Consider the following 25,586-nt stretch of genomic DNA (forward strand, 5'->3'; position numbering starts at 1 on the left):
CGGTTGTTATCCGATATTTTAATTGCTGGAAACCTGAGGTGCCATAGGTTCTTAACCTACTTTGGGGTGATGGGTGCTGGGTACTTGGTTTCTGGGGTGTTGGAGATGCCCAATGACATCCCCTATTTTTATTTTTTGATCTTATTGGACCAGTGGACGGCAAATTTCACAAGTTCGGTATAGTGTTTCAGCTTAAGTTTTTCCTTAATGTTTTCACGATGGCTGCCAATGGTTTTAATGCTTAAATTGAGACGTTGGGCGATCTCTTTGGACTCCAGGCCATCCCCAATGAGTCGAAAAACCTCAAGCTCTCTGTTGGTTAATATGTCCAGAGAAAATTTATTACCGGGCTTTCTGGCAGATACCAACCGGTTAAATACCTTGTTTTTAATCTGGGGGCTTGCATAGATATCCCCGGACAGAACCTGGCGGATGGCACTGACAACCTGTTCAATGGCTTTTTGTTTCATGATATATCCCCGGGCACCGGCAATCAAAGCTCTTTCTGCATATAAAGATTCATCATACATGGAGAGCATCAAGACCGGCAGATCAGGATATTCCCTGGCAATGCTTTCCAATAGATCAATGCCGTTGCTCTCCTTTAATGAAATATCAAGAATAACCAGATCCGGTTGTTTTTGATTGATTGCCGTCCATGCACCCGATGCGGTATCTTCACTGCCACAGACCACCAGGTCCGATTCCTTATTTATCAGTTCCGCCATGCCAAGACAAAAGATAGGATGGTCATCCACAATCATTATGGTGAAGTTTTTTTTCAGCTGGGAATTCATGACACCAGGTCCTCTTCTTTAGCCATTGTTAATGGATATTTTATGCAGACTTTGATTTTTGAACCCTTTGAGGTCGTTTTAATATCAAATCCCCCATCAATTATTTTTGCCCTGTATGCCATGATTTGTAATCCTATTCCCCGTGTTAGGCCTGTGGTTTTTATCCATTTCCCGTTGTCTTCAATACGTAGATGCACAAACCCGTTTTTTTTGAAAAGGGAAAGTGTGATGCTATCACCCCCCGAGTGTTTCACCGCATTGTTAACCGCCTCCCTTGCAATGTGGTAAAGATGGGTTGCCACATTGTTGTCTTCGCATACAACGGTTCCACTGGTTTCAAAGCTAATCTTTATTCCTGGTGTGTATTTGAAGGTATTCACGATCTGTTCCAATGCGTTTTGAAGACCATGGGCCACCAGATGTACCGGACAAAGTCCCCTTGCCATACTCTGGGTCTTGGTGACGGCATCTTCAATGAGCATTACTATTTTTTCGGCAAGGGGAGCACTCCCATGTTTTTGTATGGCCAAGTCGTTTCTGACCACCGTGGCCAGACCTGTCACACCGATGAGATGGGGACAAAGATCATCGTGGAGATCCTGTCCTATTTTCTGGCGTTCCCGGTCGCCAGCATGCAGTAGTTGTTTTTCCAGTTGTTTGGACTTGGTGATGTCTCTGTGTATGATAATGCTGCCGGAGAGATCACCGTTGCGATCCCGGGTGGGTGCCCCGCTAATGCTGACGTGAACCGTCTGGGCATTTTTTGAATAACGCCGGGTTTCAATGTTATTGATGGCACGGCCTGAAATAATTTCATTGATCATCATCTCCGTTTCACTCCAACTGCCTTCTGGAACAAAATGGTCCATTTTCACTCCAATGCACTCTTCCAGGGACCATCCAAACACCTTGCTAAAGGCAGGGTTAATATAAAGGACATTTCCTTTTACATCATAGGTGATAATGGGGTCCGGGGCCGCTTCCATGAGCAGGAAGTATCGTTCCTGGCTTTCCTTCTGGGCCTCCTGGGCCAAGCGTCGTTCCTGGATCTGGTTCTGGAGGCTGTTGTGGTAGGTTTCCAGCTGTTCCATAAACCGGTTGAAATAAACGGCCAGTTGTCCAATTTCATCGGTGGATTCGTTGACCATGCGCACCGTAAAATCACCCCCGCTGATATTTTCAAACCGTTCCATGAGTTCATACATGGGGGTTGTAATGGATGCGCATATTTTAAGAATGATGGGGAGCATGAGTATGAGAAAGGCAATGAAAATCCCAAAGATACAATTTCGCAATGTGTCAAGGAGTTTATAAAATTCCTCAAGGTAGCAGGAGGAGGCAACAATCCATTTATATTCGGGGATATAATTAAATATAACAAGCTTTTTCCTGGCAACGGATTCATCAAGATTTTTCCAATAATAGATTAATTTGCCTTTTTTATTTTTCATCATATATTCAAAACACTGGTTGGTAAGTTCTTTGGTATTAAGAATATTGATGTCCTGGAGTTTGGGATGGATAATGGCATTACCAAGGTTATCTATGACAAATGAGTAGCCGGTTGCACCGAATTTAAGGGAAAGAATACTCTTGCGAAAATCAGCCACATTGATCAGCTTGTTAAATTCGGTGCGGTAGGTGCTAACGGAAATAATCCAGTCCCATGGTTCAAAGTAAACCATGTAAAGGGCTTTGGGCCGGGAACGCTCTTCTCCGGGATTTTTCCAGTCATATTCAAGATACCCCTGGGGGGATGCCATCTGTTGTGTGACAAAGGCGTGGTGGGCCACATTGGAGCCAAGAAGAGCGGGTTGGGGATGGATGAGCACGGTCCCCCTGCTGTCAACACAATAAATATATCCGGAACTGCCAATGGTTTGGCTGAGCAGTACGTCTGTAGCCTTTTGCTTTGCCTGGGATACCGTTAAGTCGCTGTCAATGGTTTGCTGGTATATGCTGGCGACGATTTCTTTGTTTTTTTCGGCCATGGCCCGCAAATAATTTTTTATGGAAACCGTTGCAGAAGTTTTGACCATGCTGTGGATCATCTGGGTGGTGTTGTTGAGTTCACTTTCAATGTTCTCTTTAATATTTTGTCTGAGAAATACATACACCACAAAGCTGCATAAAAGCATGAATAAAAAGAAAATTGTGGAAAAGCTGATTAAAAATTTATATCGAATTTCAAGGGATAATAACAGCCTTCTCAGCCGTTCAAACCACCTGCCGGTTATGATGCCCCGTTCTCCATGGGGCTGATGAATAATGCCCACACACAGTTCCTTTTAATTTTTACCTCAACTTTCGGTGTTCGCCTTTCGTGGTGGGGTCAGGCTTGCGTTATTGACATTATCGGGGCGTTTTTCGTTTGAAAAGGCCTTGGTCGATAACATCAATAACACAAGCCTGACCCCGTCGGCATGAATTGTATAAAAACGCCGACTTTGAAATGAAGTCCGAAAGTTGAGTTTTTACCTATTTTGCGCTCCACCCCACATAACCGATGAATTCAGGCAATGGAAATTTAAAACAGAAGCTGTAGCATATTTCTTCATCGGTACTGACATTTAAACAGAAATGAAAAGTGAGCATATGAGCATTCGAACAAGATGTACACAATTATTTACATTTTTTCAATAAAACAAATCTGCAATTATCAGAGAGGCTGCTGCTGCAACTGAGGTATCCCAAAGTAGGGTTCATAGACATCAACAGGCAATCGGGAATCGGAATCGATATCCGGAATCTCTCTCATGGGAAACAGAAACCGGTCAGATCTGATTCACAATTCTGGTATGTGCAACTCTGGGCTTGCTCACAACTCTTTATGTCTTTGGGATTCGTAGTGGTGTGGGTATGGAAAAGATTTCCGAATTTTTCAAGCTGCTTCGCCTTGAAAAAAGCATATCCGAATCTCTGCCACCAGCCTTCACAGGAAGGTCGCTGAAATAGAAAGCGTTATTTTGGAATACAAGAGAAACTTTTAAAAAAAATAGCGATCTTAATATTCTTGATTACTTCCATCGAAATGAAATTTTTCAGGCACCATTGCGCAGAGCCAGAACCGTAAGTTCCTCCGCCGGAATATGGCACATAATATAATGCCCATTATCCAGTTTCTGCATCTTTGGCTCTTCCCGTTCACAGATACTGCCCCCATCGGGAAGATGGCTTCTTCTGGGACACCTTGTGTGAAAATGACACCCCGTGGGCTGATCCAGTGCACTTGGCACATCCCCTTCCAGTCGATTGAATTTCTTCGCAGCCAGGGGATCCGGCACGGGCACCGATGCCAGAAGCGCCTCGGTGTAGGGATGATAGGGCGGGGGGTAAATGGACTCCACCGGGCCATACTCCACAATCTCTCCCAGATACATGACCGCAATATAATCGGAAATAAACCGCACCACGCTCAGATCATGGGCAATGAATATCATGGTGGTGTCAAGTTCTTCTTTAATCTCGTTCAAGAGATTCAGCACCGCCGCCTGCACCGACACATCAAGGGCAGATACCGGCTCGTCACAGATGACCAGATTGGGCTGAATGGCCAGGGCTCTGGCAATGCCCACCCGCTGCTTTTCCCCCCCGCTCAACTGGCGGGGCAGCCGGTCATAATAATATTCATCAAGCTTCACGGCTTTGAGCAGACGCTTGGCTTCGGCCTTTACCTGTCCCCGGGGAACGGTGTTGAATTTTCGCATGGGTCTGGCAATCTGTCGCCCCACGGAAAAAGAAGGGTTCAACGTGGAATCTGGATTCTGAAATACCATCTGCAGCTCTTTGATGACTTCGCCGGTACGCTGTGAGACAGAATCAGAAATATCAATACCCATAAGTGTTGCTTTGCCACCGGTGATTTTTTCAAGGCCCAGAAGGCCCTTGACCAGGGTGCTTTTGCCGCAGCCGGATTCCCCCACAATACCAAAGGTGGAGCCCTTTCGAATCTCCATGGAAATACCGTCCACGGCCTTGACATATCTTTTTTTGCCAAATCCCAGGGTTTCCTTGAGTGAGCCGGTGCGATGGTCGTAATAGACCTTCAGATTCTCCACCGATGCAATGATCTCATCGGACCCATCGGACATGGCATCAAAAGTTTCGTCGGATCGAGTAAGCTTTTTACGTTTTCCCCTCACATAGTCATTCCAGGGAATAGAAAGAGGTTTCTCTCCAAGAAAACAGCGGGATTTATGATCCTGTCCCAGATCCACCAGATCCGGATGCTGCACCGAGCATTTATCCTTTAAATCAACGATACCTTCCCCCTCCTGGGATCTTTTCAGCCAATCGCACCGGGGGGCAAAGATACAAGAATCGTGTTTTCTCTCTGAAGGATGGGGTACCCGGCCCCGGATGGACCAGAGACTTGAAAAGGAAAGATCATCGGTAAGCCTTGGAATACAGCACAGAAGCCCCCGGGTATAGGGATGGGCCGGACGTGCAAAGATATCCGTGGTTAAACCTGTCTCCACCATCTCTCCGGCATACATGACGCAGATGCGGTTGCTCACCCGGGCCACCACTCCCAGGTTATGGGTAATAAAAATAATACCGGTGTTGTAATCTTTTTTAAGATCTTCAATAAGATCCAGCACCGCCGCCTCCACCGTGACATCAAGGGCCGTGGTGGGCTCATCCATGATCAGCAAGGCGGGATTATTGAGCATGGCCATGGCAATGACCACCCGCTGCTGCTGCCCACCGGAAATCATGTGGGGAAATCGTTTCATCACATTGGCGGCATCGGGCATGTACACCCGGTCCAGCATCTTAATGCTCTTTTTTTCGGCATCAGCATAGGAGATCTCATGGTGGGTGGTCAACACTTCACACAGCTGGGCACCAATGGTTAACGAGGGATTCAAAGCCTGCATGGGGTCCTGGTATACAATGGAAATCTGATTGCCGCGAATCTTTTGCAATTCTTTTTTGTCCGTGCCCACAAGCTCTTTTCCCATGAACTTGATGCTGCCCCCCACCACCTTGCCATTGGACCCGAGAAAATCCAGGATACCGAATGCAATGGTGCTTTTGCCACACCCCGATTCCCCCACAACCCCGATGGTTTCACCAGGACGAATGGTAAAATTAACCCCACGTACGGCAGGAATGTCTCCCTTTCTTGTCTCGTAGGAGATGGCAAGATCTTTCACTTCAAGAACTGGACAGGATGCATCGGATCTGGATTTTTCCATATGAACGAACCACCATGACAGCCAAAGACTGCCTTAATAAAAATTTTTACCCCGGGTAGAATAATTCGATTTTTCCGGAGTTTCAGATATTCCTTCATGCTTGACCTCATGTGGAAAAGCATAAAAGCACACAAAGGTATTTTCCAAGCTTAGTCATAACATGGGCCACTTGTCACAATTATTGGTACAACGGGGTCACCCTCTCCAATTTCCCCATACTGACTCAACTTTCGGTATAGATTGACTCGGGGGGGCTCACAGGCACAAGTCCAAAAGTTGAGTTACTGATATCGTGACATCTCTTCTCTGAGTCCATCAGCCAGCAGATTTAAACCCACCACCAGGGAAGCAATGGCTATGGAGGGCCACATGGATGCCCAGGGGCTACCGGAAAGGATAAACTCCCGTCCCTTGGCCACCATGCTGCCCCAGTCTGGAGATGGTGGCGGCATGCCAAGCCCAAGAAACCCCAGGGTTCCCATGGCAAAAATGGCATATCCCACCCGGAGCATGGCATCAATGATAATAGGCCCTTTGGCATTGGGAAGAATTTCCACAAACATGATGCGAAGGGCGCTTTCACCCCTTGTCTCAGCGGCCCGGACATAATCTTTATTTTTTATATCCAGGGTCAACCCCCTTACAAGCCTTGCCACCCCCGGAGTCCCCACAATGGCCACGGCAAACACCACATTCACCGCCGAGGCCCCAATGGCTGCCACAATGATAAGATAAAGCAGAATCACCGGCACCGACATCATGGCATCCAGGCATCTCATGATAATCTCGTCGGCCCACCCCCCCTTATATCCACTGAGAAGACCCAGGTAAGACCCCAGAAGCAATGATGCAAATACACCCAGAATAGCCGTGCCGCCGGGAAGCCACAGCTTATCGTTCACCGGCAGAATCACAAGCACAATCCGGGCACCATAGACGATGCGGGACCAGATGTCCCTGCCCAGTTCATCGGTGCCCAGAATATGGGTGGTGGAAGGTCCCTGGTTGGGTGCTTTCCAGTCCTGCTCCATGGGACCATAGGAGGTCACAAGGGGAGCAAACAACGCCACGGAAAACCAGAAAACAACCATGATCAGCCCAATAAGTGCGGTTTTAGAGGAAAACAGCACAGAGAACATTTCCAGAAATTTATTTTTTTTCAGTTGCTCTTCACTCATAATTTTCCTGTTTCTTTATATGAAAAAGTAGGTACTGGGTACTAACAGCGACTGCTTTTTCATGCTTCGTTGTGTCCGACAGGACATGTGGGTTTATATGAAACTCCGACCAGATATTTGGAACCATTAGAGTTTCAATCTTCGTTGTGGCAGGTGGTTACTGCCATGTATGTTATATGAAAAGGTAGCCTTCAAGTTTACCTCAGCAAAGCCGCCCCCCGACGGGCAATAGGAACCGGCCAATTGGGCCGTCTACGGTTCCGGGACGGGCCCATTGCCCGTCGGGGGGCGGCGGCATGGTAGCATTTGGCTCCGCGTCTACGACCCAATATTCGTTGTGCGCAGGCCGTGTCCAAAATTCGGTCTACCCTTGGCAGTTTTATGAAAACCGTATCCTGGGATTTAAAAACGTATACAGAACATCCGCTACCAGCTGTGTACCCACGGCGATAAGCACCATGATCATGGTGCCAGCCTCAATGGCATTGACATCCTTGTAGAGGGCTGAATCCAGAAGGTACTGCCCCAGGCCGGGATAGCCGAACACCACCTCCACAATGACAATGCCACCCATGAGCCAGTTCACATGGAGCATGATAACGGTGATGGGGGCGATGAGAGCATTTCGAACGGCATGTTTCCACACCACCGTAAAATAGGGAAGTCCTTTAAGAAAGGCGGTCCGGATATAAGCCGACTGCATCACATCCGCCATACTGGCACGGGTGATACGAAGGACATAGCCAAGTTCAATCAGGGTAAGGGTCAGCACCGGCAGCACCAGCATGTCCGGCCGTTGCCAGGGTGCTTTTTCACCAAACACCGTGGCGCCGGGCACCAGATCCAGCCAGTGGGAGAGAATCAGAATCAAAAAAATACCGGTGGCAAACTCCGGTATGACGGAAAAAAACATGCCGAAAATAGAAAGAAAACGATCTTTAAGAGAGCCCACCTGAAGCCCTGCTATAATTCCCAGAAATAATGCCAGGGGCATGACGATGACAAAGGCAATGCCCGCCAGTACAAGAGAATTTCGAAGCCGAACAAAAAGACTTTTATTCACCGGTCGTCCGGTCCGAATGGAAACCCCGGGATCTCCCCGGACAAATCCTTTTTTAAGAGGAATATACTTTGAGGGCCCGCCGGTGGTTTTCTGCCATCCCGAGCCCGCAGTAAAGGTCCACACCTCTTTGCCGCCCCCTTTTTCCCATAAAACCGCGTGATTGGCCCGATCCAGGCCCCAGAAAAAACGATTGCCGTCCTTATCCGTTTTCCAGCGCTGATTATCTTTTTTGCGCGTGATGGTGCCGTCTTTTGCCCGGACATCAGCCATAAGATCATCGCCGTCAAGGGTCCAGCGCACCAGTGTACCGTCGGCTTCTTTGGCCCACCACTCTTCAAAACCGGTTTCCGTGGTGATACGGGCAAGCGGCATCTTTACCTTTCTTGCAGCATGCCAGTCACTGCCGGTGAGCCAATACAGATAACGGGTGGTCATGGGTTTATCGAACCCCATCTGGGCCAGAAAAGACGCCTCCTGTTCCGGTGTTATAAAGGCTCCCAATATGTTTTTGGCGATATTACCCGGTGAGGATTCCACGATGACAAAAACCGCAACGGAAACAACGAACATGGTCAACAATAGAAGAAAAAAACGCCTTACAATAAATTTGGCCATAGGATTCTCTGTTTAAAGGTTATCAGTTATGATGGGCGAAAATCAGGCACCCATCAGGTCCTCCATCTGGCATGGAATCAAACAGGTACAGAGGGACAAATGCCAAATAAAGGGCTTAATGACAACATGGGTCAACCGTCGCATCTGGCGGACCCACAGGAGGTCAGGCTTGGGATAAGCGCATCGGTGAAAATAACTTGCACATCGCATTTAAGGCCTTAAAATAAGGCCGAGAAAAAGTAGTTAGAAGTTAAACAAACTTTATGGGAAAAAGCAAGGCCTCACCTGATATTTTTTTAAAAAAGATTAATATATCAATCCAATAAATAAAAACATCTTTTCTGCTCAACTTTCGGTCTTGATGTATTCATGAGGGGTCAGGCCTGCATTATTGAACTTTTCAGCCTTTTAAATAAGCCCGTGCCCGTTCATCAACACATAAGACCGAAAATTGAGTGATCTGTAACTGCCAGGGTTACTCATGCCATATGTCCATCAGTTCTTGGGGGTGGACGATGGTATGGGGCTCCCCGACTTTTTCATAAGGAGACTCAAAACATGGGAATGGAAATAGAACGAAAGTACCTGATCAAGGAAATTTCCGGGAAAATGCCCTGGGAAAAACAGGGTGTACATTCATCCCTTTTGCAACAAGGATATCTACACAACAGTGAAAATGCGGTTGTAAGGGTCCGCACTGCAGACAACAGGGGGTTTCTGACCATAAAAGGAAAGACAGAAAATGCCTGCCGGAAAGAATTTGAATACGAAATTCCATTAGCGGAGGCCATTGAAATGCTTGCATTATGCCAGGGAGCCACCATTAACAAGAGACGTTATTGCGTGGATTACATGGGATTTATCTGGGAAATTGATGTATTTTCCGGTGACAATGCCGGGCTGGTGGTGGCGGAAATAGAATTGAAAGCACCGGATCAGGTCTTTCCTGAGCCGCCCTGGCTGGGCAAAGACGTCACACATGATCCCAGATATTATAATTCAAACTTGGTATTGCGCCCTTTTTGCCGTTGGTAGTTTCACCTGGATCTGGTTCATGAAGAGGGGCAGGTTTTCGTGTTTGACATTTTTACTACTCATGAGTCGTAAGTTATTAGTCTCCATACTGCATGTTCTGTTTAGAAATTTCAATCATCAATAAGACAAGCCCAACCCCATTGGGCCGCCAGATGTGACGGGTGGCCCATATTGTAACCAAACCCGGGTGGGATTAAGAAACACAGACGGATTCATCTCACGGGGACATTTCCCCTAAAAGGGTACGCACACGTTGAAAAATATCGTCCCTAATGGCAACAACTTCTTCAAGGGATTTTCCCGCAGGATCCTGCAGGTCCCAGTCCACCACCTTGCACCCGGGAATAAAGGGACAGGCTTCGCCGCAACCCATGGTGACAATCAAATCAACATTACCAGCCCGGGCCAGTGCATCCTTCAGGGAACAGGGCACACTAAAGGCAATATCAATGCCTTTTTCCGCCATGGCGGCCACAGCCATGGGATTAATCTGCTCCGCCGGAGTACTGCCGGCACTGATGACATCATATTTATCGCCTGCCAACTGCCTTGCAAAACCGGCGGCCATCTGGCTTCGCCCCGCGTTTTCACGACAGGCAAAAGCAATTTGCTTCCGATTTTCAAACGGAGCCAAAACCTTGTCAGCCATATGCCTTATATCATCTGCCACACCGGGAAAACCGGCAATCTCACCCCGATGGTCAACCCCGGGATAACAGCATTCTCCTTCGTATGTGCAATCCATTGCATCAAAGAAATAACGGGTGGTGAGGCGAATGCCATCAAATAAATTCTTGCCATGGGTGGCACCCACAGACAACAGAATCCCCCTCCGATGATCCCCCCCCGGATCTTTCAGGCCCAGACGATATTTTCTGGACCAGAGGGTCTGGATTCGATCTATGACAGCTTTCATGCGGGCCGGAACCCCATAAAAATAAACCGGCGATGCCAGCACAATCACATCGGCACGCCGCATCAGGGGGAAAAGATCCCGGGCAAGGGTATCCTTAATGGAACAAACCCCTTTTTTTTCACAATATCCGCACCCAATGCAGGGTTCGTAAACATCAAAGGCCGGTCGCACCGTGTGGGTTTCAAATCCTCTTTTCTGGGCCTGATCCATAAAAAGGGATAAAAGATATTCATTATTACCCCCGGATCTGGGGCTGGCATTCAAACCTAAAACAAGCATGCCTTTTCTCCTCATTCCTCAGTGAATATAAAGATGGACGTTTGGCGACACAAAAAGATATTGCAAATGGTATTATGCTGCCCCCAACGGCCGCCCGTTGGGGGCTCTCTGCTTACGGAATCGTCAATGAATGAATCCGCACACATCAGATCTTCACATATCCGTCGTTATTTGATGCCCAGTAATTCAACTTCAAAGAGCAGTGTAGAACCAGGGGCAATGGCATTTCCGGCGCCCCTGTCTCCATATGCCAGGTCAGAGGGAATAAAAAGTTCCCATTTGGAACCCACCTTCATCAGCTGCAATGCTTCGGTCCAGCCTTTAATAACCCCACCCACCTGGAAGGAAGCAGGCTTGCCTCTTTTATAGGAAGAATCAAATTCTTTGCCATCAATGGTGGTCCCCCTGTAATGGCATTCCACAGTGTCAGAAGCCTGGGGAACGGCCCCGTCTCCCGAGGTAATCACCCGGTACTGAAGCCCGCTTTCCAGGGTCACAATATCTTCTTTTTCCTTGTTCGCTTTGAGAAAGGCTTCACCCTTGGATTTGTTATCCTCGGCCGCAATCTTCATCTGAGCCATCTGTTTTTCCCGCATTCTATTCTGAAAAACCATCATGGCATCTTTCATTTCCGCTTCGGTCAGAATGGTTTCTCCCCCTTTCTGGCTCTCGGTGAACCCCTGGAAAAAAGAGGCCATATTAACATCAAAATCCCGTTTGAGATTCTGGCCGATATTGTACCCCAGGGAATAGCTTATTTTTTCATCTTCCGTTGTTACTGCTGTCTTTGTTTCATCTGCGGCAAAGGTGTGCCAGGCAGGGCACAGCACCATAGCAAAGGCACACAGTACAACCATTTTTCTTAAACCGATCACGAGACTCCTCCTGTAAGTTAATGTAACCCGACGTTCCGACGTGAGCGCCAATGCATGGGTTCAGGCATGTTTTCTTCAAATTTTTATCAACGAACTCCGTTCCGCTTCTCATGCCCCCAGGCCCTGCCCAAAATGGCAGAGCTTAAAACTAAGGAGCAAAGGATAAAGCCTGAAAAAATCGCCATGGTACCACCCGAACCCCGGGCAAATCCGCCAATTCCAAAAGTTTTGACTACAATGCATGTGGTATCAGAAACGGGGCTTAATGGCAATGACGTTCTCCCACTACGTGGCAATTCTGCCCCCAGCTCAAACTGGCCCATGTTGTGACCAACCTCTGAATTGCGATGATCACCAGGGGGCAATTCATGGACAGATGCCTTCAGACTGATCCGGATATTTTTTTCAGCACATAAGCCAGCCAGCACTCATCTGTTTTAAGAAGGGATGTGTTTTTAAAGGAATGCACGATGTCAAAGGGCATTGGATGAAAAATGTATTTCAACTCGGCTTCCTGCCACAGATAAAAGCTGCGACCTGTTGTGTCCTCACTTATACCGTTTCCCTGCTTAAGGGAAAGGAATAAAATGCCCCCGGGTTTAACACCGGCGGTGATGTGAGTCAAAAGGGGAGCAAGATCTTCCCGGCGCACATGCACAAGGGCCCCGGTCAGAAGAATGCCGTCCACTGCCACCCGGGAAAAGTCAAAGGTGGTAAAATCCCCCTTAATAATACGGCAGCCAGAGTGTTGCCCGGCCATGCGGACAAGCCCCCGGGAACGCTCTAGGCCCACGGCATTAAATCCCCGCTGTTTAAGCCACAAAAGATCCCTGCCGGCCCCGCACCCCACGTCCCACACCTCGGCCCCCGGGGCAAGATATTCCACCACAGGCCCAAGAAAAGGAGACGGATCCACATGAACGGTAGCCTTAAAATAGGCTTCATATTCCCTGTGATAGTAATCCATAAAACAAGAGTCATACTCCCAGACAAATAGAAGAACAGCATCTTTCACCAATACCGTCGCCAATTTTTAAAATGTGCTTTGATCAGGAGTAGAAGAATCAATATGATTGCATAATCATGATTTTGAAAGTACATCGTATAGATGACAAACTGATCAAAAATATAATTGGCGAAGGTCTTATTATCATAGTCTCAAAAGTAGTTAAGACTTTTTGATAAACGAGCCCGGGAAAATAGATATCCTTTCTAAAAAGTGTAAAATTGGCAACAATATGGTCCAAATGGGGATGGGATCAGGCTTGCGTTATTAAAACAATTCCCCCAGGGCCTCCATGCTGATTTTTTCCACAACAGCATTGCCGATCCCCTGTAAAAAAACAAAGCTGATGGCATCATTTTCTTTTTTCTTATCCCGGGTCATGGCGTCTAAAAGCGCTTCTGCATCGGCATTAAAGGATACCGGCAGCTGCAGACGGGTCAACACCCGGGAAATCCGCAGACACTCCTCCTGTGTCAACAAGCCTTTTTTTCTGGAAAATTGAGCGGCGGCCACCATGCCTACACTCACCGCCCGGCCATGCCCCATTCCGGTGAGTTTTTCCAGGGCATGGGCAAGGGTATGTCCAAAATTAAGCTTTTTTCGTTCTCCTGCCTCCCTTTCATCCCGCTGGACCACACCGGCCTTGAGTTTAACGGAATCAAGCACCAATCGATGAATCACGGTTTCATCCAGAGCCAGGGCCTTTTCGCAATTATCCTCAATGTAAGAAAGCATTCCGACATCGGCAATAAGCGCATGTTTGACAATCTCTCCGAACCCGTTGGAAATTTCATCAGGGGACAGCGTTTTTAAAAGAGAAATATCACACAGCACAAATTCGGGCTGACAGAACACCCCGATCATGTTTTTATAGGCATCCAAGTTTACACCGTTTTTCCCCCCAACACTGGCATCCACCTGGGAAAGAAGGGTGGTGGAAACAAAGCCGAACTTAAGTCCGCGCATGTAGGTGGATGCTGCAAAACCCGTGACATCACACACAATGCCACCACCAATGCCCAGAATAAAGGTGGAACGGTCCGCCCCAAGATCAATAAGCTCCCGGTAAATCCCCTCCACGGTGGCAAGGGTTTTATGACCTTCACCGGTGTTTATGGTAATCACAGGGACTTGGGGAAATACCTGCCCCCAGGCAGTCTTTACATTGTGATCGGTGATGATAATCACCTTTCCCGGTGGCAGGTACCGACCAACATTTTTCAGTTCCTCACCCACATGTATATGAGAAAGCCCCCCAGCCCCTTGAACGTCTATGGTTTTCAAAAAAAATCCCCCGTAATGGCGTGTATGGCATTGATCCGGGCCATGAGTTTTTCAAATTGATCCGGGTACAACGACTGGGCCCCATCGCTCAGGGCTTCCTGGGGGTTATGGTGTACCTCAATCATGAGTCCATGGGCCCCCATGGCCGCCGCCGCACAGGCCAGGGGTCCCACCTGATCCCGGACACCCGCCGCATGGCTGGGGTCCACGATGATGGGCAGATGGCTCTCCTTCTGCACCGCCGTCACCACGGACAAATCCAGGGTGTTTCTGCTGTGACGCACAAAGGTTCTCACCCCCCGTTCACACAGAATCACCTGTTCATTGCCCTCTTCCATAATGTATTCCGCCGCCATCAACCATTCCTGGAGCATGGCGGACATTCCCCTTTTTAAGATCACCGGCCGATGGGATTTCCCGGCTCGTTTGAGCAGACTGAAATTCTGCATGTTCCGGGTACCTATCTGCACCACATCGGCATAGGCTTCCACCGCATCAAAATTATCCACATCCATGACTTCGGTGACCACGGGCAGGCCGGTCTCTTCCCTCACCCTGGCAAGAATTTTAAGCCCCGCTTCTCCAAGGCCCTGGAAGGAGTAAGGAGAGGTTCTGGGTTTAAAGGCCCCTCCCCGGAACATGACGGCACCGGCTTTTTTAACGGCAGCAGCAATGGTCAACGACTGCATCTCGCTTTCAATGGCGCAGGGCCCGGCAATGACGGGCATGGAACCATCCCCGAACACGGCATTACCCACCTTGATCACTGTATTGTCCTGCTTTAACTCCCGACTCACCAGCTTATATGGTTTCGTCACGGGAATGACCTCCTTAACACCGTCAAGGCCCAGAAAATGAGCAGCATCCACGGACCCCTTATTGTGTAAAATACCAATGGATACGCGGTCTCCTCCTGGAATGGGGCGGGCCGTGTAGTCGCGTTTTTCTGCTGCAGCAACTACACCATTGACTTCACTGTCTGTTGCACCTTTTTTCATTACGATCAACATGGTTTTTTCCTCCGTTCAATATTTTTATCATCAAAGTTTTTTTCCAGCAACAAAAAAGGCTGCAGATCAATTCATCTGCAGCCCCAAGTCAAAAAGGCTGCAGGTGGTTACCCGCAGCCTTTGTTTAATTTCCTTTTTTTAAACCATCAGGATGAAACAAATCCGGGGCTACCTGGGATAAACCAGCTGGGCCACCAGAAACACACCCATAGATATACCACGCCCTGTGAAAGTACAGACATATTGTTTTCATGGCATTTTATGTGTGTGATGGATTTCATACCCCACCTTGTATCTCCACATAGATACAAGTGTCAAGAAAAAAATAATTGAGTTCCGCCCCCCAGATGCATTATGATTAATTTAACTGCCATGTCCTGATGGACACAACGACGAATGAAAATGGCATGATGCCACCCCCAACGGTTACCCGTTCCGACCCCGAACCGTCGGCAGCCCATTTATCCCACCGGTCTAAAGCGCAGGAACTGCGGGCAGGTTTGTCCTCAAACAGCCTGCGCTTCGTTACAGTCGGCAAGACAAATGGGCTGATCACCTTTGGCTCCGAATGGGCGACACCGGGTGACCGTTGGGGGCTCTGCTGTCGGCATTTTCATATACAAAAACAACCCCGGGAGGTGCACCATGACATTATGGGAAAAAGTAAAGGGCGAATTCATTGACATTATCCAATGGACCGACGACACCCCGAATACATTGGTGTACCGGTTTCCACGGTATGAAAATGAAATCAAATACAATGCCCAGCTGGTGGTGAGACAGTCCCAGGCCGCTGTCTTTGTAAATCAGGGCAAAGTGGCGGATGTGTTTTCATCAGGGCAGTATCAGCTCAACACCCAGAATCTGCCCATACTCTCCACCCTCATGGGATGGAAATATGGATTTAACAGTCCATTCAAGGCGGAAGTTTACTTTGTCAGCCTCCAGAATTTCACAAATCTCAAGTGGGGTACCAAAAATCCCGTCATTGTCAGAGACCCGGAATTCGGGCCTGTGCGTTTAAGGGCCTTTGGCACCTACGTGGTTAAAATAGTGGAACCCGGTCGGTTTATCCATGAAATCACCGGAACCCAGGGGCAGTTTTCCCTGGATGGAATTGTGGAACAGCTGAGAAATCTCATAGTGTCGCGTTTTTCAGACCTTCTGGGCGAAAAAAAAATCCCGGTGCTGGATCTCACAGCCAACTATGATGAACTGTCAAACCACCTTACCCGCACCATTGCCCCGGAATTTGTGACATACGGCCTGGAAATCACAAAACTCCTGGTGGAAAACATCTCCCTGCCGGTGACTGTGGAAGAAGCCCTGGACAAAAAAAGCAGCATGGGCATTGTGGGAGACCTGGACGACTATTTTAAATTTCAATCGGCCAATGCCATGGCCGCTGCAGCGGAAAATCCAGGTGGAGAGGCATCGGCCGGGGTGGGCATGGGCATGGGATTTGCCATGGCCAGTCAGATGGGAAACACCCTTATGCCCGGACAGAAAAAAGAAAATCACACCGCCACCCCACCACCTCTGCCGGAAACACCGCCGGAGCGGATGTATTACCTTGCCGTCAAAGGCAAACAGATGGGCCCCCTGGGCCAGAAAACCATCATTCATAATATTAAAATCGGCAAAATAAAACCGAGCATGCTCATGTGGCGTCAGGGACTTACAAAATGGAAACGGGCCACGGATATCCATGAACTTGCCTCACTGTTTGCCACCACACCGCCTCCCCTGCCGGAAAGTAAAGGATAACCCATGGCAAAATGCATCAGCTGTTCAGCCCCCCTAGCCCCCAACACCCTCGTGTGCGACTATTGCGGCACAAAAAATGACACCGATCTTGCAGGGGTACACGTATACACCACCCATGAGCCGGAATCGGGAAGAATCTGTCCCAGATGCCAGGTCTCCATGAAAACCATTGATCTTAAACTCCACGGCAAATTTTTTATTGAGCGCTGCGATACCTGCATGGGGTTATTCTTTGATCCCGGCGAGCTGGAGGTGCTGCTCAAAGCCTCGGTGAAAAACGTATTTCATATTAACCGGACAAAACTTGATCATATCAATAACACCATGGCCAGGTCCCAGACCTCGGTGAGGTATGTCAAATGTCCTGTGTGTGAAAAAATAATGAATCGGATCAATTTTGGTGCCAGAAGCGGGGTCATCGTTGACAGATGCGCCGAACACGGAGTATGGCTTGACGGCGGTGAACTTCGCCATCTGTTTGAATGGATGAAGGCCGGAGGAAGACTCCTGGACCAGGAGGTCCGGGAGGCAGAGATACGCAGAAAGGAAAAAGAACAGATGGCAACGAAAAAAAGCACAGATTCCCTCCGGAACGGGGGACTTCATATCTATGACAAGGTAGACGGCCCGGGGGACACGGATCTTTTCAGCATCATCCAGGGGGTGGTGCAATGGTTCATGAAATAATAACCGGCTACCGTGCCCGCATGGGCAATCTGGCAGGTCCGCTGCTCATGCTGGCCGCTGCGGTTTTGTTCACCCTGCTCAACTTCATGATCAAACTTCTGGACCCGGCGTACACAGTGTGGCACATTGTATTTTATCGTTGCTGCGGCGGGATGATACTCCTGGTGCTGATGTTTAGACGCAAAGGCAAAAATCCCTTTAAAGGCCACAACATCCCCCTTCTCGTCACCCGGGGACTCATTGGCGCCACCGCCTTCTGTTGCCTGGTAGTAGCCATCCGGATGCTGCCATTGTCCACGGCTTCGGTTATTTTTTATTCATATCCGGCATTTGCTGCCCTTTTTGCCTTTATCCTCTACCGGGAAACCCTTGGCATGGCGGAAGTTATATTCATTTTTGCGGTGATCGCCGGAGTGGCGGTGCTCTTTGATTTCCATCTGGCAGGTGGACTTTTCGGCCAGACCATGGCGGTGGTGGCCGCAGCCCTTGCCGGCATGACCGTTACCCTGATACGATCCCTGCGCTTTCACAATGGCCCTGTGGTGATTTACCTTTATTTCTGTACCATGGGGGCCTTGATTTCTCTTCCCCTTTTCATCCATGATCCCATTATACCCATGAATTCAAGGGATTTCTTCATCATTGCAGGTATGATCATAACCTCGGTGACTGCCCAGATTCTCATGAACCAGGGGTTTTTCTACTGCAAAGGCTGGGAAGGCGGGGTTTTCATGTCCAGTGAAGTTATTTTCACGGCCCTGGCAGGCATTATATTTTTAAATGACCCGGCGCCCTGGCGTTTCTGGGCCGGGGGGGGCATGATCATGTGCAGCGTCTTGATGCTGGGAAAACTCAAAAGCCGCACTGCACCTTCTGGTATTCCGGCAGCCCAGGCCCATGTGGAACCGAAATAAAAAAATTCGGGTTTGGTCACACGTTCAAATTCTTGTCATCCAGGCGGCCGTGGTATCAAGCATTCTGTTGGCAAAGGCCCATTCATTGTCAAACCAGGCCAGCACCTTCACAAGATTTTTACCACTGACCCGGGTCTGATTGCCGTCCACCACACAGGACCGGGCGTCATGATTAAAATCGCAGGAAGCAAGGGGTTCTTCGGTATATCCCAAAATCCCGGAAAGCCTTCCATGGGTTGCCTGTTTTAAAATATGATTCACTGCTTCCACACGGGTTTCACGCCCAAGAACCATGGTGATGTCCAAGGCAGATACGTTAATGGTGGGCACCCGCATGGACACGGCCTGGAAACGCCCGCAAAGTTCGGGAAGAATACGGTCGATCCCCCTGGCAAGCTCCGTGTCCACGGGAATAATGGACTGCCCGGCACAGCGGGTACGGCGCAGATCATGGTGATGATAGGCGTCAATCACCGGCTGATCGTTCATGGTGGAATGGATGGTGGTGATTATTCCGGATTCAATCCCCAACGCATCATTTAAAACCTTTAAAATCGGAATGCTGCAGTTGGTGGTACAAGAGGCATTGGAGATCACTGTGTGATCCTTTTTCAGCGTCTCTTCATTGACTCCGTAAACTATTGTGGCATCCACGTCTTCCTCTGCAGGCTGGGAGAAAATCACCCGTCCGGCCCCGCTTTTCAAATGCTGCTCGGCTATGTTTCTTTCCGTGAAGGCCCCGGTACATTCCATGACCACATCCACACCCAGGACCTTCCAGGGAAGTTGTTGTAAATCCCGCTCATGGGTTAATCGAATGTAATTGTTATTCACAAAAAAATCATTACCGCACAGTTCCACATCCCCGGAAAACCGACCATGGGTGGTGTCATATTTTGTGAGGTGGGCAATGGTTTTTGCCTCGGCCAGCTCATTTATGGCCACCACCTCAAGGTTTCTGTAATGATGGGACTCATAAAGCGCCCGAAGCACTGATCTACCGATTCTGCCATATCCGTTTATTGCAATTTTATAAGCCATATTTCCTGTACCAACTTCCTGCCGGGTCCGGATTTTCATCTTGTTCATGCCACAATGGCCAGAGGGTTGTTATCACAAAACACCGGTATTGTCATCCATCGAAACGGCATAATATCCCCAACGGCTGTTCTCCATATCAGACAACGGGAATGCACCCTCAGAAAACCCCCCTGTTTATGTCCGAAGAAACCACCACATGGTCTGAACCCAGAAATACCGCCAAAGCATCCATGGCTTTTTTAAAATCAATGTGTTTCCCACAGCTGAAGATATCCACGGCTGCATAATCATGCTCGGGCCAGGCATGAACCGTGAAATGGGACTCGGCAATGATCACCACTCCACTTATTCCCTGGGGCTCAAAGGCATGAAAAGAAGCGCTGATAACCGTGGCTCCACTTGTTTTGGCGGCAGACACAAAGGCTGCTTCCAGGGCAGCACAGTCGTTAAGGGCCTCCCGACGGCAATCATAATAATCAATGGTCAGCTGGCGGCCCAGGGTGATCCCCCGGGTCGGTGCCTTTTGTTTAGATATTATCATAATGTCTGACATATAATTTCATTCTCCCACACAATATCGTCTCTGCTCCTTACCCCGATGGCAGTTGCTGTGCACAACCCTTTTTATCATTTTCCATGGGCAAGTATACTGTCTTTGAATATTTTTTTTATTTTTTTTGAACAAATTCTTTTTTCCGGTGTCAATGATATCAGAAGAACAAAAAAATAGTATTTTTGTTCAAAACCATTTACGGTAACCAGATGATGGGATTTCTTAATTGTGACAATACCCGGGAAAGGGTCCAATGACCCTATTAGAAACCAAAACCGAAAAAATCGGTTTTGCTCACAAAATCGGGCCTGGTCACAACATCCGATCATCAGATGCAAGGAGAGACACCATGAAAAAGACATTAAGCATATTCCTGGCAGCAGCGCTGTTAATTAGTTTTTCCTTTTCCCAGGCAAAGGCAGATCCCGGGAAGAACCATGTACTTGAAACCGTCATCATTGGCACCGGAGTTGCCCTTCTGGGGGCAGCGTTGATACATGATTCAGGAAACCACAACAGGGACAGGCACTACGCCCATAATTACTACGAGAAAAAAACTCCCCCGGCGCATCACCGACGATTACAAAGACATGATATTGAACCCCGGGGCCGACAACACAACGGCAGACCATACCCTGCTCAAAGAAGAAAGGCCTTTACCCCCCACAAAACCCAGGGTCGCTGGATGATGCAAAAAGTATGGGTTTCTCCCAGATACGAAACACGATGGGTTCCCGGGCACCTAAACAAACACAACCGATGGATAAAAGGACATCGCGCACAGGTCATGGTGGAAAGAGGATACTGGGAAAAAAAGCGAGTATGGTCCCGAATGGACCGATAAACTCAGCCCCACTGTCAGAAGCCTTTTTCCCGGGATATACAACTAAAAAACCGGGTAAATACAGCAAACTGAATCCATAACGACAAAAAAAGGTGATAAACATAGCGCCCCGGGACGAAAAAGAGTTGATCACATGGCTTAAACAGGGTCGGGAATCGGCTTTCCGGATACTGGTAAACCAATATCAAGCACGACTCATGGCCATTGCCTGGGGAATCACCCTGAACCACGAAGAAAGCCTTGAAATCGTGCAGGATGTTTTCTTAAGCGTTCACAAAAATATCACTGCTTTCCGGGGGGATGCCGGGCTAATGACCTGGATGAGAAAAATCACCATCAACCATTGCCTTAACTGGAAAAGACGATGGAAAAGACGGTTTAAATGGCACCATCGTCCCCTGGAAGCAGAAGACTCCCCCGGGCCATGGAATGACCTTAAACCTGAAAACCCAGAATCACAATATCTGACCCGGGAACAGGAAAAAAAACTCATGGACCTTGTGGCAAATCTTCCGGAAAAAACAAGAACCGTATTTATTTTAAAAACAGTTGAGGGATTGTCCTATGAGGCCATCTCAAAATTGTTAAACATAAAAACCGGCACCGTCAGTTCCCGGCTGTACCATGCCAGAAAAAGCCTTGCCGGGGCACTGGAAAAGGAAGATTTATGAAAAAATGTAATGCATATCCTCCAGACAACATCAGCCGTTTTATGGATAACGATCTTTCCGAACAAGAGATGGCAGAACTTGAAAAGCATCTTGCAACCTGCCCGGAATGCCGAGAGCGGATGCACAGGTATCAGCGCCTTGGAGATGGGGTTATCCGCATGGTTTACGAACAGATTCCCACCACAGAAACCGACGTAATGGAACATGCTCTGCTAAGAAGAATAAGATCTGAAAACCAGAGAAAAAGGCCACTGACATCCACATTTCAACGTTTCATGGCCTTTATCCAGGGGAAAAAATTTTACTTGCAGATGGCCTCTTTTGCTGCAATACTTCTTTTAAGCACACTGTTTCTAAGGGATCAGGAAAAGGTTATCCGAGCCCCCAGTGCCATTGTAAACTCCATTGATGGCAATATGGCATCCGTGATGATTCTGGAAACCATGGAGCAGCGCCACACAATCATCTGGTACAAAGAAACCTGAAATATCGGGCGGATATATATTATGAAACAAAATTGGAAAGACCTTTCAGTAATCCTGATATCGTTGATATGCATATGCATTTCACTGCCCCGCACTGCCGTAGCCGGTAACCGTGTCACGGCACATCTTCGCATCATCCATGCCGCCACAGATGCCACATATATGGATCCCGGATTACGCGACCTGGGTCATGAACTGCAATCGGTTTTCAAATACACCGCTTACCGCCTCCTCAACAGAAAATCTCTTACCCTTGCCTACAACATCGTGGGCAGGGTAAGTCTTCCCGGTGCCAGACGTCTGGAAATTTCCCCCACGGGCTTTAAAAATGGTAGAATAAAATTTAAAATCAACATTTTCAAACAAAATCGTGCGGTATTCGGCACGGAAATACTGCTTAAAAATGGCAGCAGCATCACCATTGGTGGACCGGGATACGAAAACGGATATCTTTTGTTTAATATTTCAGGCACAACACAATAACAAGGCCCAAAGGGCGTATGTAAATATTCGGTCAGCACCCCATCTTCACTTAGTTGGGCCTGCTCACATAGCAATAGTATGCTACGCAGTCCCAACTAAGCGAATATGGGGCACTGACCAACATTTACGTGAATAAGCCCAATATTTACGGGCGTATTCCCTTTAACCCTTTAAACACCTTGTGTTTATTAGAAAATAAAACTTTGGGGCAACCTCTGCAGAGCCCCCAACGGGCGGCCGGTCCGGCACGATCGGACCTAAAGGCGATCAGCCCTTTTGCCCTGCCGGGCGTTAAGAAGCGCAGGCTGTTTGAGGACAAACCTGCCCGCAGTTCCTGCGCTTTAGACCGGCAGGGCAAAAGGGCCGCCGACGGTCCCGGGCCGGATCGGGCGGCCGTTGGGAGCGGCATATTACCATTTATATTATTCGTTATGTCCGCCAGGACATGCGGGTTATTCACAATAAATTCATGAAAGCCCGAACCTATTGAGACCTTACATTTCATGGAGCTTACTTCTGGACAAACGGGATCAGACCAGAATTTCCAGAATAACATACCACACCAGGGGCAAAAACACAGAAGGGATCATACTGCCGATGCGAATTTTGGCATCGGTCACAAAATTAAATCCGATGGCCATGATCAAAACCCCGCCCACCGCAGACATCTGGGCCACCACATCGGGCTGAAGATAGGGCTTGATAAAAACAGCAGCAAGGGTAATGCTTCCCTGGTATACCAACACCGGGATAAATGAGAATACCACCCCGATGCCCATGGAAGAGCCCAGTATTATGGAGAAAATACCGTCCAGACTGGCCTTGGCAAAGAGGGTTTGATGGTTCCCGGCAAGGCCGCTTTCAAGTGCACCCACAATGCCCATGGACCCCACGCAGAAAAGCAGAGTGGCAGTGACAAACCCCTTGTAAAAGCCTTCATCATCCCCGGCAAAACGTTTCTCAAGCAGCTTACCAAAGACAACAAGCCGTTCTTCGATTTTAAGGATTTCACCCAGCAGGCTTCCCAGTGCCAGGCTCAAAATAATGATGAGCAGCGCATCGGACTTCATGGCTCCCCGGATACCGATGAGCAGCACCGCCAGACTGATGGCATGCACCACGGTTTTATTATATCTCTCGGGGATGCCCCCCCGGCACAGAAGCCCCACAAGCCCCCCTGCAATAATGGCGGCGGCATTAACTATATTTCCCAGCATCAGCGGTAATCCTTATAATTGACTCCATATCTGGATGCCTTATAGGAAAATTTACGAACAGTGGTGCCCAGAAGTTCCGCTGCTTTTTTGATATTTCCCCGGGTATTTTTCAAGGAATCAATGATCATCTCTTTTTCCAGATTATGCACCGCAGCCTCCAGGGTCAAGGGAACAAGGGTACTGGATTCCTTGCCCGTTTGAAGGCTCGGGGGAAGATGATAGCTGTGGATGGCACCTTCATTACATAACAGAACTGCCCGCTCAATGCAGTTTTCAAGCTCTCGGACATTACCGGGCCAGTGGTACTGCATCATCATGTCAATGGCAGGGGTGGAAAATCGCTTGATTTTTTTAAAATGTTCCCGGGCATATTTTTCCAGAAAGAAATCAGCCAGCAGAATAATATCGGTGCGGCGCATGCGAAGGCTGGGAAGGTAAATGGGAAACACATTAAGCCGGAAATAAAGGTCGTCCCGAAAGGTGTTTTCCTCCACCATTTCTTCCAGATTGCTGTTGGTTGCGGCAATGATTCGCACATCGCTCTTGATGGTCTTGTAGCCCCCCACCCTTTCAAATTCACGTTCCTGGAGCACCCGGAGCAGTTTTACTTGAACCCCTGGCTGCATGGTACCGATCTCATCAAGGAAGATGGTACCCTTGTTGGCCATCTCAAATTTTCCCTTTTTCTGGGTGGCCGCCCCAGTGAATGCGCCTTTTTCATGGCCGAACAGTTCACTTTCAATGAGATTTTCCGGCAGAGCCGCACAGTTGATCTTCACAAAGGGATGGCTGTTTCTAAGGCTGTTGTAATGGATGGAATTGGCGATGAGTTCCTTGCCGGTGCCGCTCTCCCCCCGGATGAGCACAGTGGCATTGCTCCGGGAAACCTGGGAAATCATCTGAAACACTTCCCTCATCTTGTTGCTATTACCTATGATGTTGGAAAAACTGTACTTATTTTCCAATTCACCCTTAAGACGCAAATTTTCTTCCTTTAAAAACTCCTTTTCCATGTGAAGCGCTTCAAGATTAATCACATGACGGGCAATCATGGTGGCCACCACGGAAAGAATTTTTTCGCCCTTTTGCAGGGAGTCTTCCTCTCCCAGGGAGCTGTCAGCACTGAGTGCTCCCACCACCTTGTTTTCCCTTTTCACCGGCACACAGATAAAAGAATAATCCTGGGCAGAATCTACTTTTCGCCGGGAATCGGTTCGATCAAGAAACAAGGGCTCCTGGCTGATCCGGGGGACCACCATGGCCCTTCCCGTCTGAATCACCCGGCCGGTGATACCCTCCCCCATCTTATATCTCACATTCTTTTTGGCCTTTTCCGGAATACCATGGGCCACTTCAATGTGAATTTCCCTTGTTACAGGATCAAGCAACGTAATGGCGCCCCGGATCAAATTCAGCGATTCAGCCAGGATACTCAATACCCGGTAAAGGGCTCTTTTCATATCCGAGTGCTCATTCAAGGCCTCGTGGATTTCATAGAGCAATGAAATTTCTTCAAAGGATTTATTTCTGTTTTTCATATCTTCCACATTGCGGTCCTGTCAAAGTGATCAAATTAAAGCAGGTCATGATCTTCTGCCCCATCCCCCGCCGGTCATAAATCTTGATTTATATCATTTTAAGTGAGATACTGTCCACGTAGAAATT

The 25,586-nt window shown here is 48.3% G+C and carries 22 protein-coding genes; 8 read left to right on the forward strand and 14 right to left on the reverse strand.

Annotation, left to right across the window (positions count from 1 at the left end; all coding sequences use genetic code 11):
- Nucleotides 1-128: 128 nt before the first annotated feature.
- From ACYQ2M_RS03015 to ACYQ2M_RS03035, 5 genes are all read right to left on the reverse strand, one after another.
- Entirely contained in the window at nucleotides 129-797 is a 669-nt protein-coding gene (locus tag ACYQ2M_RS03015) for a response regulator transcription factor (RefSeq protein ID WP_459914833.1), read from the reverse strand.
- Nucleotides 794-3,073, reverse strand: coding sequence for a cache domain-containing protein (locus ACYQ2M_RS03020; RefSeq protein WP_459914834.1), 2,280 nt, complete (start codon nucleotides 3,071-3,073; stop codon nucleotides 794-796). The genes ACYQ2M_RS03015 and ACYQ2M_RS03020 overlap by 4 nt, the downstream gene beginning before the upstream one ends.
- 765 nt (nucleotides 3,074-3,838) lie before the next feature.
- On the reverse strand, nucleotides 3,839-5,998 hold the full coding sequence (locus ACYQ2M_RS03025) for a dipeptide ABC transporter ATP-binding protein (RefSeq protein WP_459914835.1): 2,160 nt from the start codon (nucleotides 5,996-5,998) through the stop codon (nucleotides 3,839-3,841).
- A 281-nt stretch (nucleotides 5,999-6,279) separates the two neighbouring features.
- The gene (locus ACYQ2M_RS03030; protein WP_459914836.1) at nucleotides 6,280-7,176 is read right to left on the reverse strand and encodes an ABC transporter permease; all 897 of its coding nucleotides are present in this window, start codon (nucleotides 7,174-7,176) and stop codon (nucleotides 6,280-6,282) included.
- 379 nt (nucleotides 7,177-7,555) lie between these two features.
- Entirely contained in the window at nucleotides 7,556-8,854 is a 1,299-nt protein-coding gene (locus tag ACYQ2M_RS03035; RefSeq protein WP_459914837.1) for an ABC transporter permease, read from the reverse strand.
- Nucleotides 8,855-9,412: 558 nt separating this feature from the next.
- Between ACYQ2M_RS03035 and ACYQ2M_RS03040 the strand changes: the two genes are divergently transcribed.
- Nucleotides 9,413-9,889: a CYTH domain-containing protein gene (locus ACYQ2M_RS03040; protein ID WP_459914838.1), complete on the forward strand. Its 477-nt coding sequence runs from the start codon at nucleotides 9,413-9,415 to the stop codon at nucleotides 9,887-9,889.
- A 217-nt stretch (nucleotides 9,890-10,106) separates the two neighbouring features.
- Here ACYQ2M_RS03040 and ACYQ2M_RS03045 read toward each other — a convergent pair whose 3' ends face one another.
- From ACYQ2M_RS03045 to aroF, 5 genes are all read right to left on the reverse strand, one after another.
- A complete protein-coding gene (locus tag ACYQ2M_RS03045) occupies nucleotides 10,107-11,084 on the reverse strand; it encodes an NAD(P)H-dependent oxidoreductase (RefSeq protein WP_459914839.1) in 978 nt (325 codons plus the stop codon).
- Between the two features lie 167 nt (nucleotides 11,085-11,251).
- Nucleotides 11,252-11,959, reverse strand: a complete 708-nt coding sequence (gene bamJ, locus ACYQ2M_RS03050; RefSeq protein ID WP_459914840.1) for a BamJ family beta-barrel-assembly machinery protein — start codon at nucleotides 11,957-11,959, stop codon at nucleotides 11,252-11,254.
- Nucleotides 11,960-12,341: 382 nt separating this feature from the next.
- A complete protein-coding gene (locus ACYQ2M_RS03055) occupies nucleotides 12,342-12,926 on the reverse strand; it encodes a class I SAM-dependent methyltransferase (protein WP_459914841.1) in 585 nt (194 codons plus the stop codon).
- A 306-nt stretch (nucleotides 12,927-13,232) separates the two neighbouring features.
- Entirely contained in the window at nucleotides 13,233-14,249 is a 1,017-nt protein-coding gene (gene aroB / locus ACYQ2M_RS03060) for a 3-dehydroquinate synthase (RefSeq protein ID WP_459914842.1), read from the reverse strand.
- Nucleotides 14,246-15,259, reverse strand: coding sequence for a 3-deoxy-7-phosphoheptulonate synthase (gene aroF / locus ACYQ2M_RS03065; protein ID WP_459914843.1), 1,014 nt, complete (start codon nucleotides 15,257-15,259; stop codon nucleotides 14,246-14,248). Before aroF ends, aroB begins: the two co-directional genes overlap by 4 nt.
- Nucleotides 15,260-15,904: 645 nt before the next feature.
- Between aroF and ACYQ2M_RS03070 the strand changes: the two genes are divergently transcribed.
- The 3 genes from ACYQ2M_RS03070 to ACYQ2M_RS03080 are packed head-to-tail and all read left to right on the forward strand — an operon-like array spanning nucleotide 15,905 to nucleotide 18,627.
- Nucleotides 15,905-17,026, forward strand: coding sequence for an SPFH domain-containing protein (locus tag ACYQ2M_RS03070; RefSeq protein WP_459914844.1), 1,122 nt, complete (start codon nucleotides 15,905-15,907; stop codon nucleotides 17,024-17,026).
- 3 nt (nucleotides 17,027-17,029) lie between these two features.
- Nucleotides 17,030-17,713, forward strand: coding sequence for a zf-TFIIB domain-containing protein (locus ACYQ2M_RS03075; protein ID WP_459914845.1), 684 nt, complete (start codon nucleotides 17,030-17,032; stop codon nucleotides 17,711-17,713).
- Complete coding sequence (locus tag ACYQ2M_RS03080; protein ID WP_459914846.1) at nucleotides 17,698-18,627, forward strand: DMT family transporter; 930 nt, start codon at nucleotides 17,698-17,700, stop codon at nucleotides 18,625-18,627. Before ACYQ2M_RS03075 ends, ACYQ2M_RS03080 begins: the two co-directional genes overlap by 16 nt.
- 24 nt (nucleotides 18,628-18,651) lie before the next feature.
- Here ACYQ2M_RS03080 and gap read toward each other — a convergent pair whose 3' ends face one another.
- Entirely contained in the window at nucleotides 18,652-19,716 is a 1,065-nt protein-coding gene (gap, locus tag ACYQ2M_RS03085) for a type I glyceraldehyde-3-phosphate dehydrogenase (RefSeq protein ID WP_459914847.1), read from the reverse strand.
- Nucleotides 19,717-19,825: 109 nt separating this feature from the next.
- Nucleotides 19,826-20,221 carry an adenosylmethionine decarboxylase gene (speD, locus tag ACYQ2M_RS03090; protein WP_459914848.1) on the reverse strand — a complete coding sequence of 132 codons (396 nt, stop codon included), beginning with the start codon at nucleotides 20,219-20,221 and terminating at the stop codon, nucleotides 19,826-19,828.
- 349 nt (nucleotides 20,222-20,570) lie between these two features.
- Here speD and ACYQ2M_RS03095 point away from each other — a divergent pair, with 349 nt between their 5' ends.
- From ACYQ2M_RS03095 to ACYQ2M_RS03110, 4 genes are all read left to right on the forward strand, one after another.
- Nucleotides 20,571-21,065, forward strand: coding sequence for a hypothetical protein (locus tag ACYQ2M_RS03095; RefSeq protein ID WP_459914849.1), 495 nt, complete (start codon nucleotides 20,571-20,573; stop codon nucleotides 21,063-21,065).
- Between the two features lie 92 nt (nucleotides 21,066-21,157).
- Complete coding sequence (locus ACYQ2M_RS03100) at nucleotides 21,158-21,736, forward strand: RNA polymerase sigma factor (protein WP_459914850.1); 579 nt, start codon at nucleotides 21,158-21,160, stop codon at nucleotides 21,734-21,736.
- Nucleotides 21,733-22,221 carry an anti-sigma factor family protein gene (locus ACYQ2M_RS03105; RefSeq protein ID WP_459914851.1) on the forward strand — a complete coding sequence of 163 codons (489 nt, stop codon included), beginning with the start codon at nucleotides 21,733-21,735 and terminating at the stop codon, nucleotides 22,219-22,221. Before ACYQ2M_RS03100 ends, ACYQ2M_RS03105 begins: the two co-directional genes overlap by 4 nt.
- Before the next feature lie 21 nt (nucleotides 22,222-22,242).
- Nucleotides 22,243-22,704, forward strand: a complete 462-nt coding sequence (locus tag ACYQ2M_RS03110) for a hypothetical protein (protein WP_459914852.1) — start codon at nucleotides 22,243-22,245, stop codon at nucleotides 22,702-22,704.
- Nucleotides 22,705-23,234: 530 nt separating this feature from the next.
- Here the strand turns inward: ACYQ2M_RS03110 and ACYQ2M_RS03115 are convergent.
- Complete coding sequence (locus tag ACYQ2M_RS03115) at nucleotides 23,235-23,921, reverse strand: DUF554 domain-containing protein (protein ID WP_459914853.1); 687 nt, start codon at nucleotides 23,919-23,921, stop codon at nucleotides 23,235-23,237.
- Nucleotides 23,921-25,459, reverse strand: coding sequence for a sigma-54 interaction domain-containing protein (locus ACYQ2M_RS03120; protein WP_459914854.1), 1,539 nt, complete (start codon nucleotides 25,457-25,459; stop codon nucleotides 23,921-23,923). The genes ACYQ2M_RS03115 and ACYQ2M_RS03120 overlap by 1 nt, the downstream gene beginning before the upstream one ends.
- Nucleotides 25,460-25,586: the final 127 nt, after the last annotated feature.

Source organism: Desulfocicer niacini, from assembly GCF_054657595.1.

Coding starts and splice junctions, on each gene's coding strand:
- ACYQ2M_RS03055 (WP_459914841.1), bottom strand. CDS start 12,926: ATGGATTACTATCACAGGGAATATGAAGCCTATTTTAAGGCTACCGTT.
- aroF (WP_459914843.1), bottom strand. CDS start 15,259: ATGTTGATCGTAATGAAAAAAGGTGCAACAGACAGTGAAGTCAATGGT.
- speD (WP_459914848.1), bottom strand. CDS start 20,221: ATGTCAGACATTATGATAATATCTAAACAAAAGGCACCGACCCGGGGG.
- ACYQ2M_RS03075 (WP_459914845.1), top strand. CDS start 17,030: ATGGCAAAATGCATCAGCTGTTCAGCCCCCCTAGCCCCCAACACCCTC.
- ACYQ2M_RS03080 (WP_459914846.1), top strand. CDS start 17,698: ATGGTTCATGAAATAATAACCGGCTACCGTGCCCGCATGGGCAATCTG.
- ACYQ2M_RS03035 (WP_459914837.1), bottom strand. CDS start 8,854: ATGGCCAAATTTATTGTAAGGCGTTTTTTTCTTCTATTGTTGACCATG.
- ACYQ2M_RS03115 (WP_459914853.1), bottom strand. CDS start 23,921: ATGCTGGGAAATATAGTTAATGCCGCCGCCATTATTGCAGGGGGGCTT.
- ACYQ2M_RS03045 (WP_459914839.1), bottom strand. CDS start 11,084: ATGCTTGTTTTAGGTTTGAATGCCAGCCCCAGATCCGGGGGTAATAAT.
- ACYQ2M_RS03105 (WP_459914851.1), top strand. CDS start 21,733: ATGAAAAAATGTAATGCATATCCTCCAGACAACATCAGCCGTTTTATG.
- ACYQ2M_RS03030 (WP_459914836.1), bottom strand. CDS start 7,176: ATGAGTGAAGAGCAACTGAAAAAAAATAAATTTCTGGAAATGTTCTCT.
- ACYQ2M_RS03095 (WP_459914849.1), top strand. CDS start 20,571: ATGAAAAAGACATTAAGCATATTCCTGGCAGCAGCGCTGTTAATTAGT.
- ACYQ2M_RS03120 (WP_459914854.1), bottom strand. CDS start 25,459: ATGAAAAACAGAAATAAATCCTTTGAAGAAATTTCATTGCTCTATGAA.
- ACYQ2M_RS03015 (WP_459914833.1), bottom strand. CDS start 797: ATGAATTCCCAGCTGAAAAAAAACTTCACCATAATGATTGTGGATGAC.
- ACYQ2M_RS03040 (WP_459914838.1), top strand. CDS start 9,413: ATGGGAATGGAAATAGAACGAAAGTACCTGATCAAGGAAATTTCCGGG.
- gap (WP_459914847.1), bottom strand. CDS start 19,716: ATGAACAAGATGAAAATCCGGACCCGGCAGGAAGTTGGTACAGGAAAT.
- ACYQ2M_RS03025 (WP_459914835.1), bottom strand. CDS start 5,998: ATGGAAAAATCCAGATCCGATGCATCCTGTCCAGTTCTTGAAGTGAAA.
- ACYQ2M_RS03110 (WP_459914852.1), top strand. CDS start 22,243: ATGAAACAAAATTGGAAAGACCTTTCAGTAATCCTGATATCGTTGATA.
- ACYQ2M_RS03070 (WP_459914844.1), top strand. CDS start 15,905: ATGACATTATGGGAAAAAGTAAAGGGCGAATTCATTGACATTATCCAA.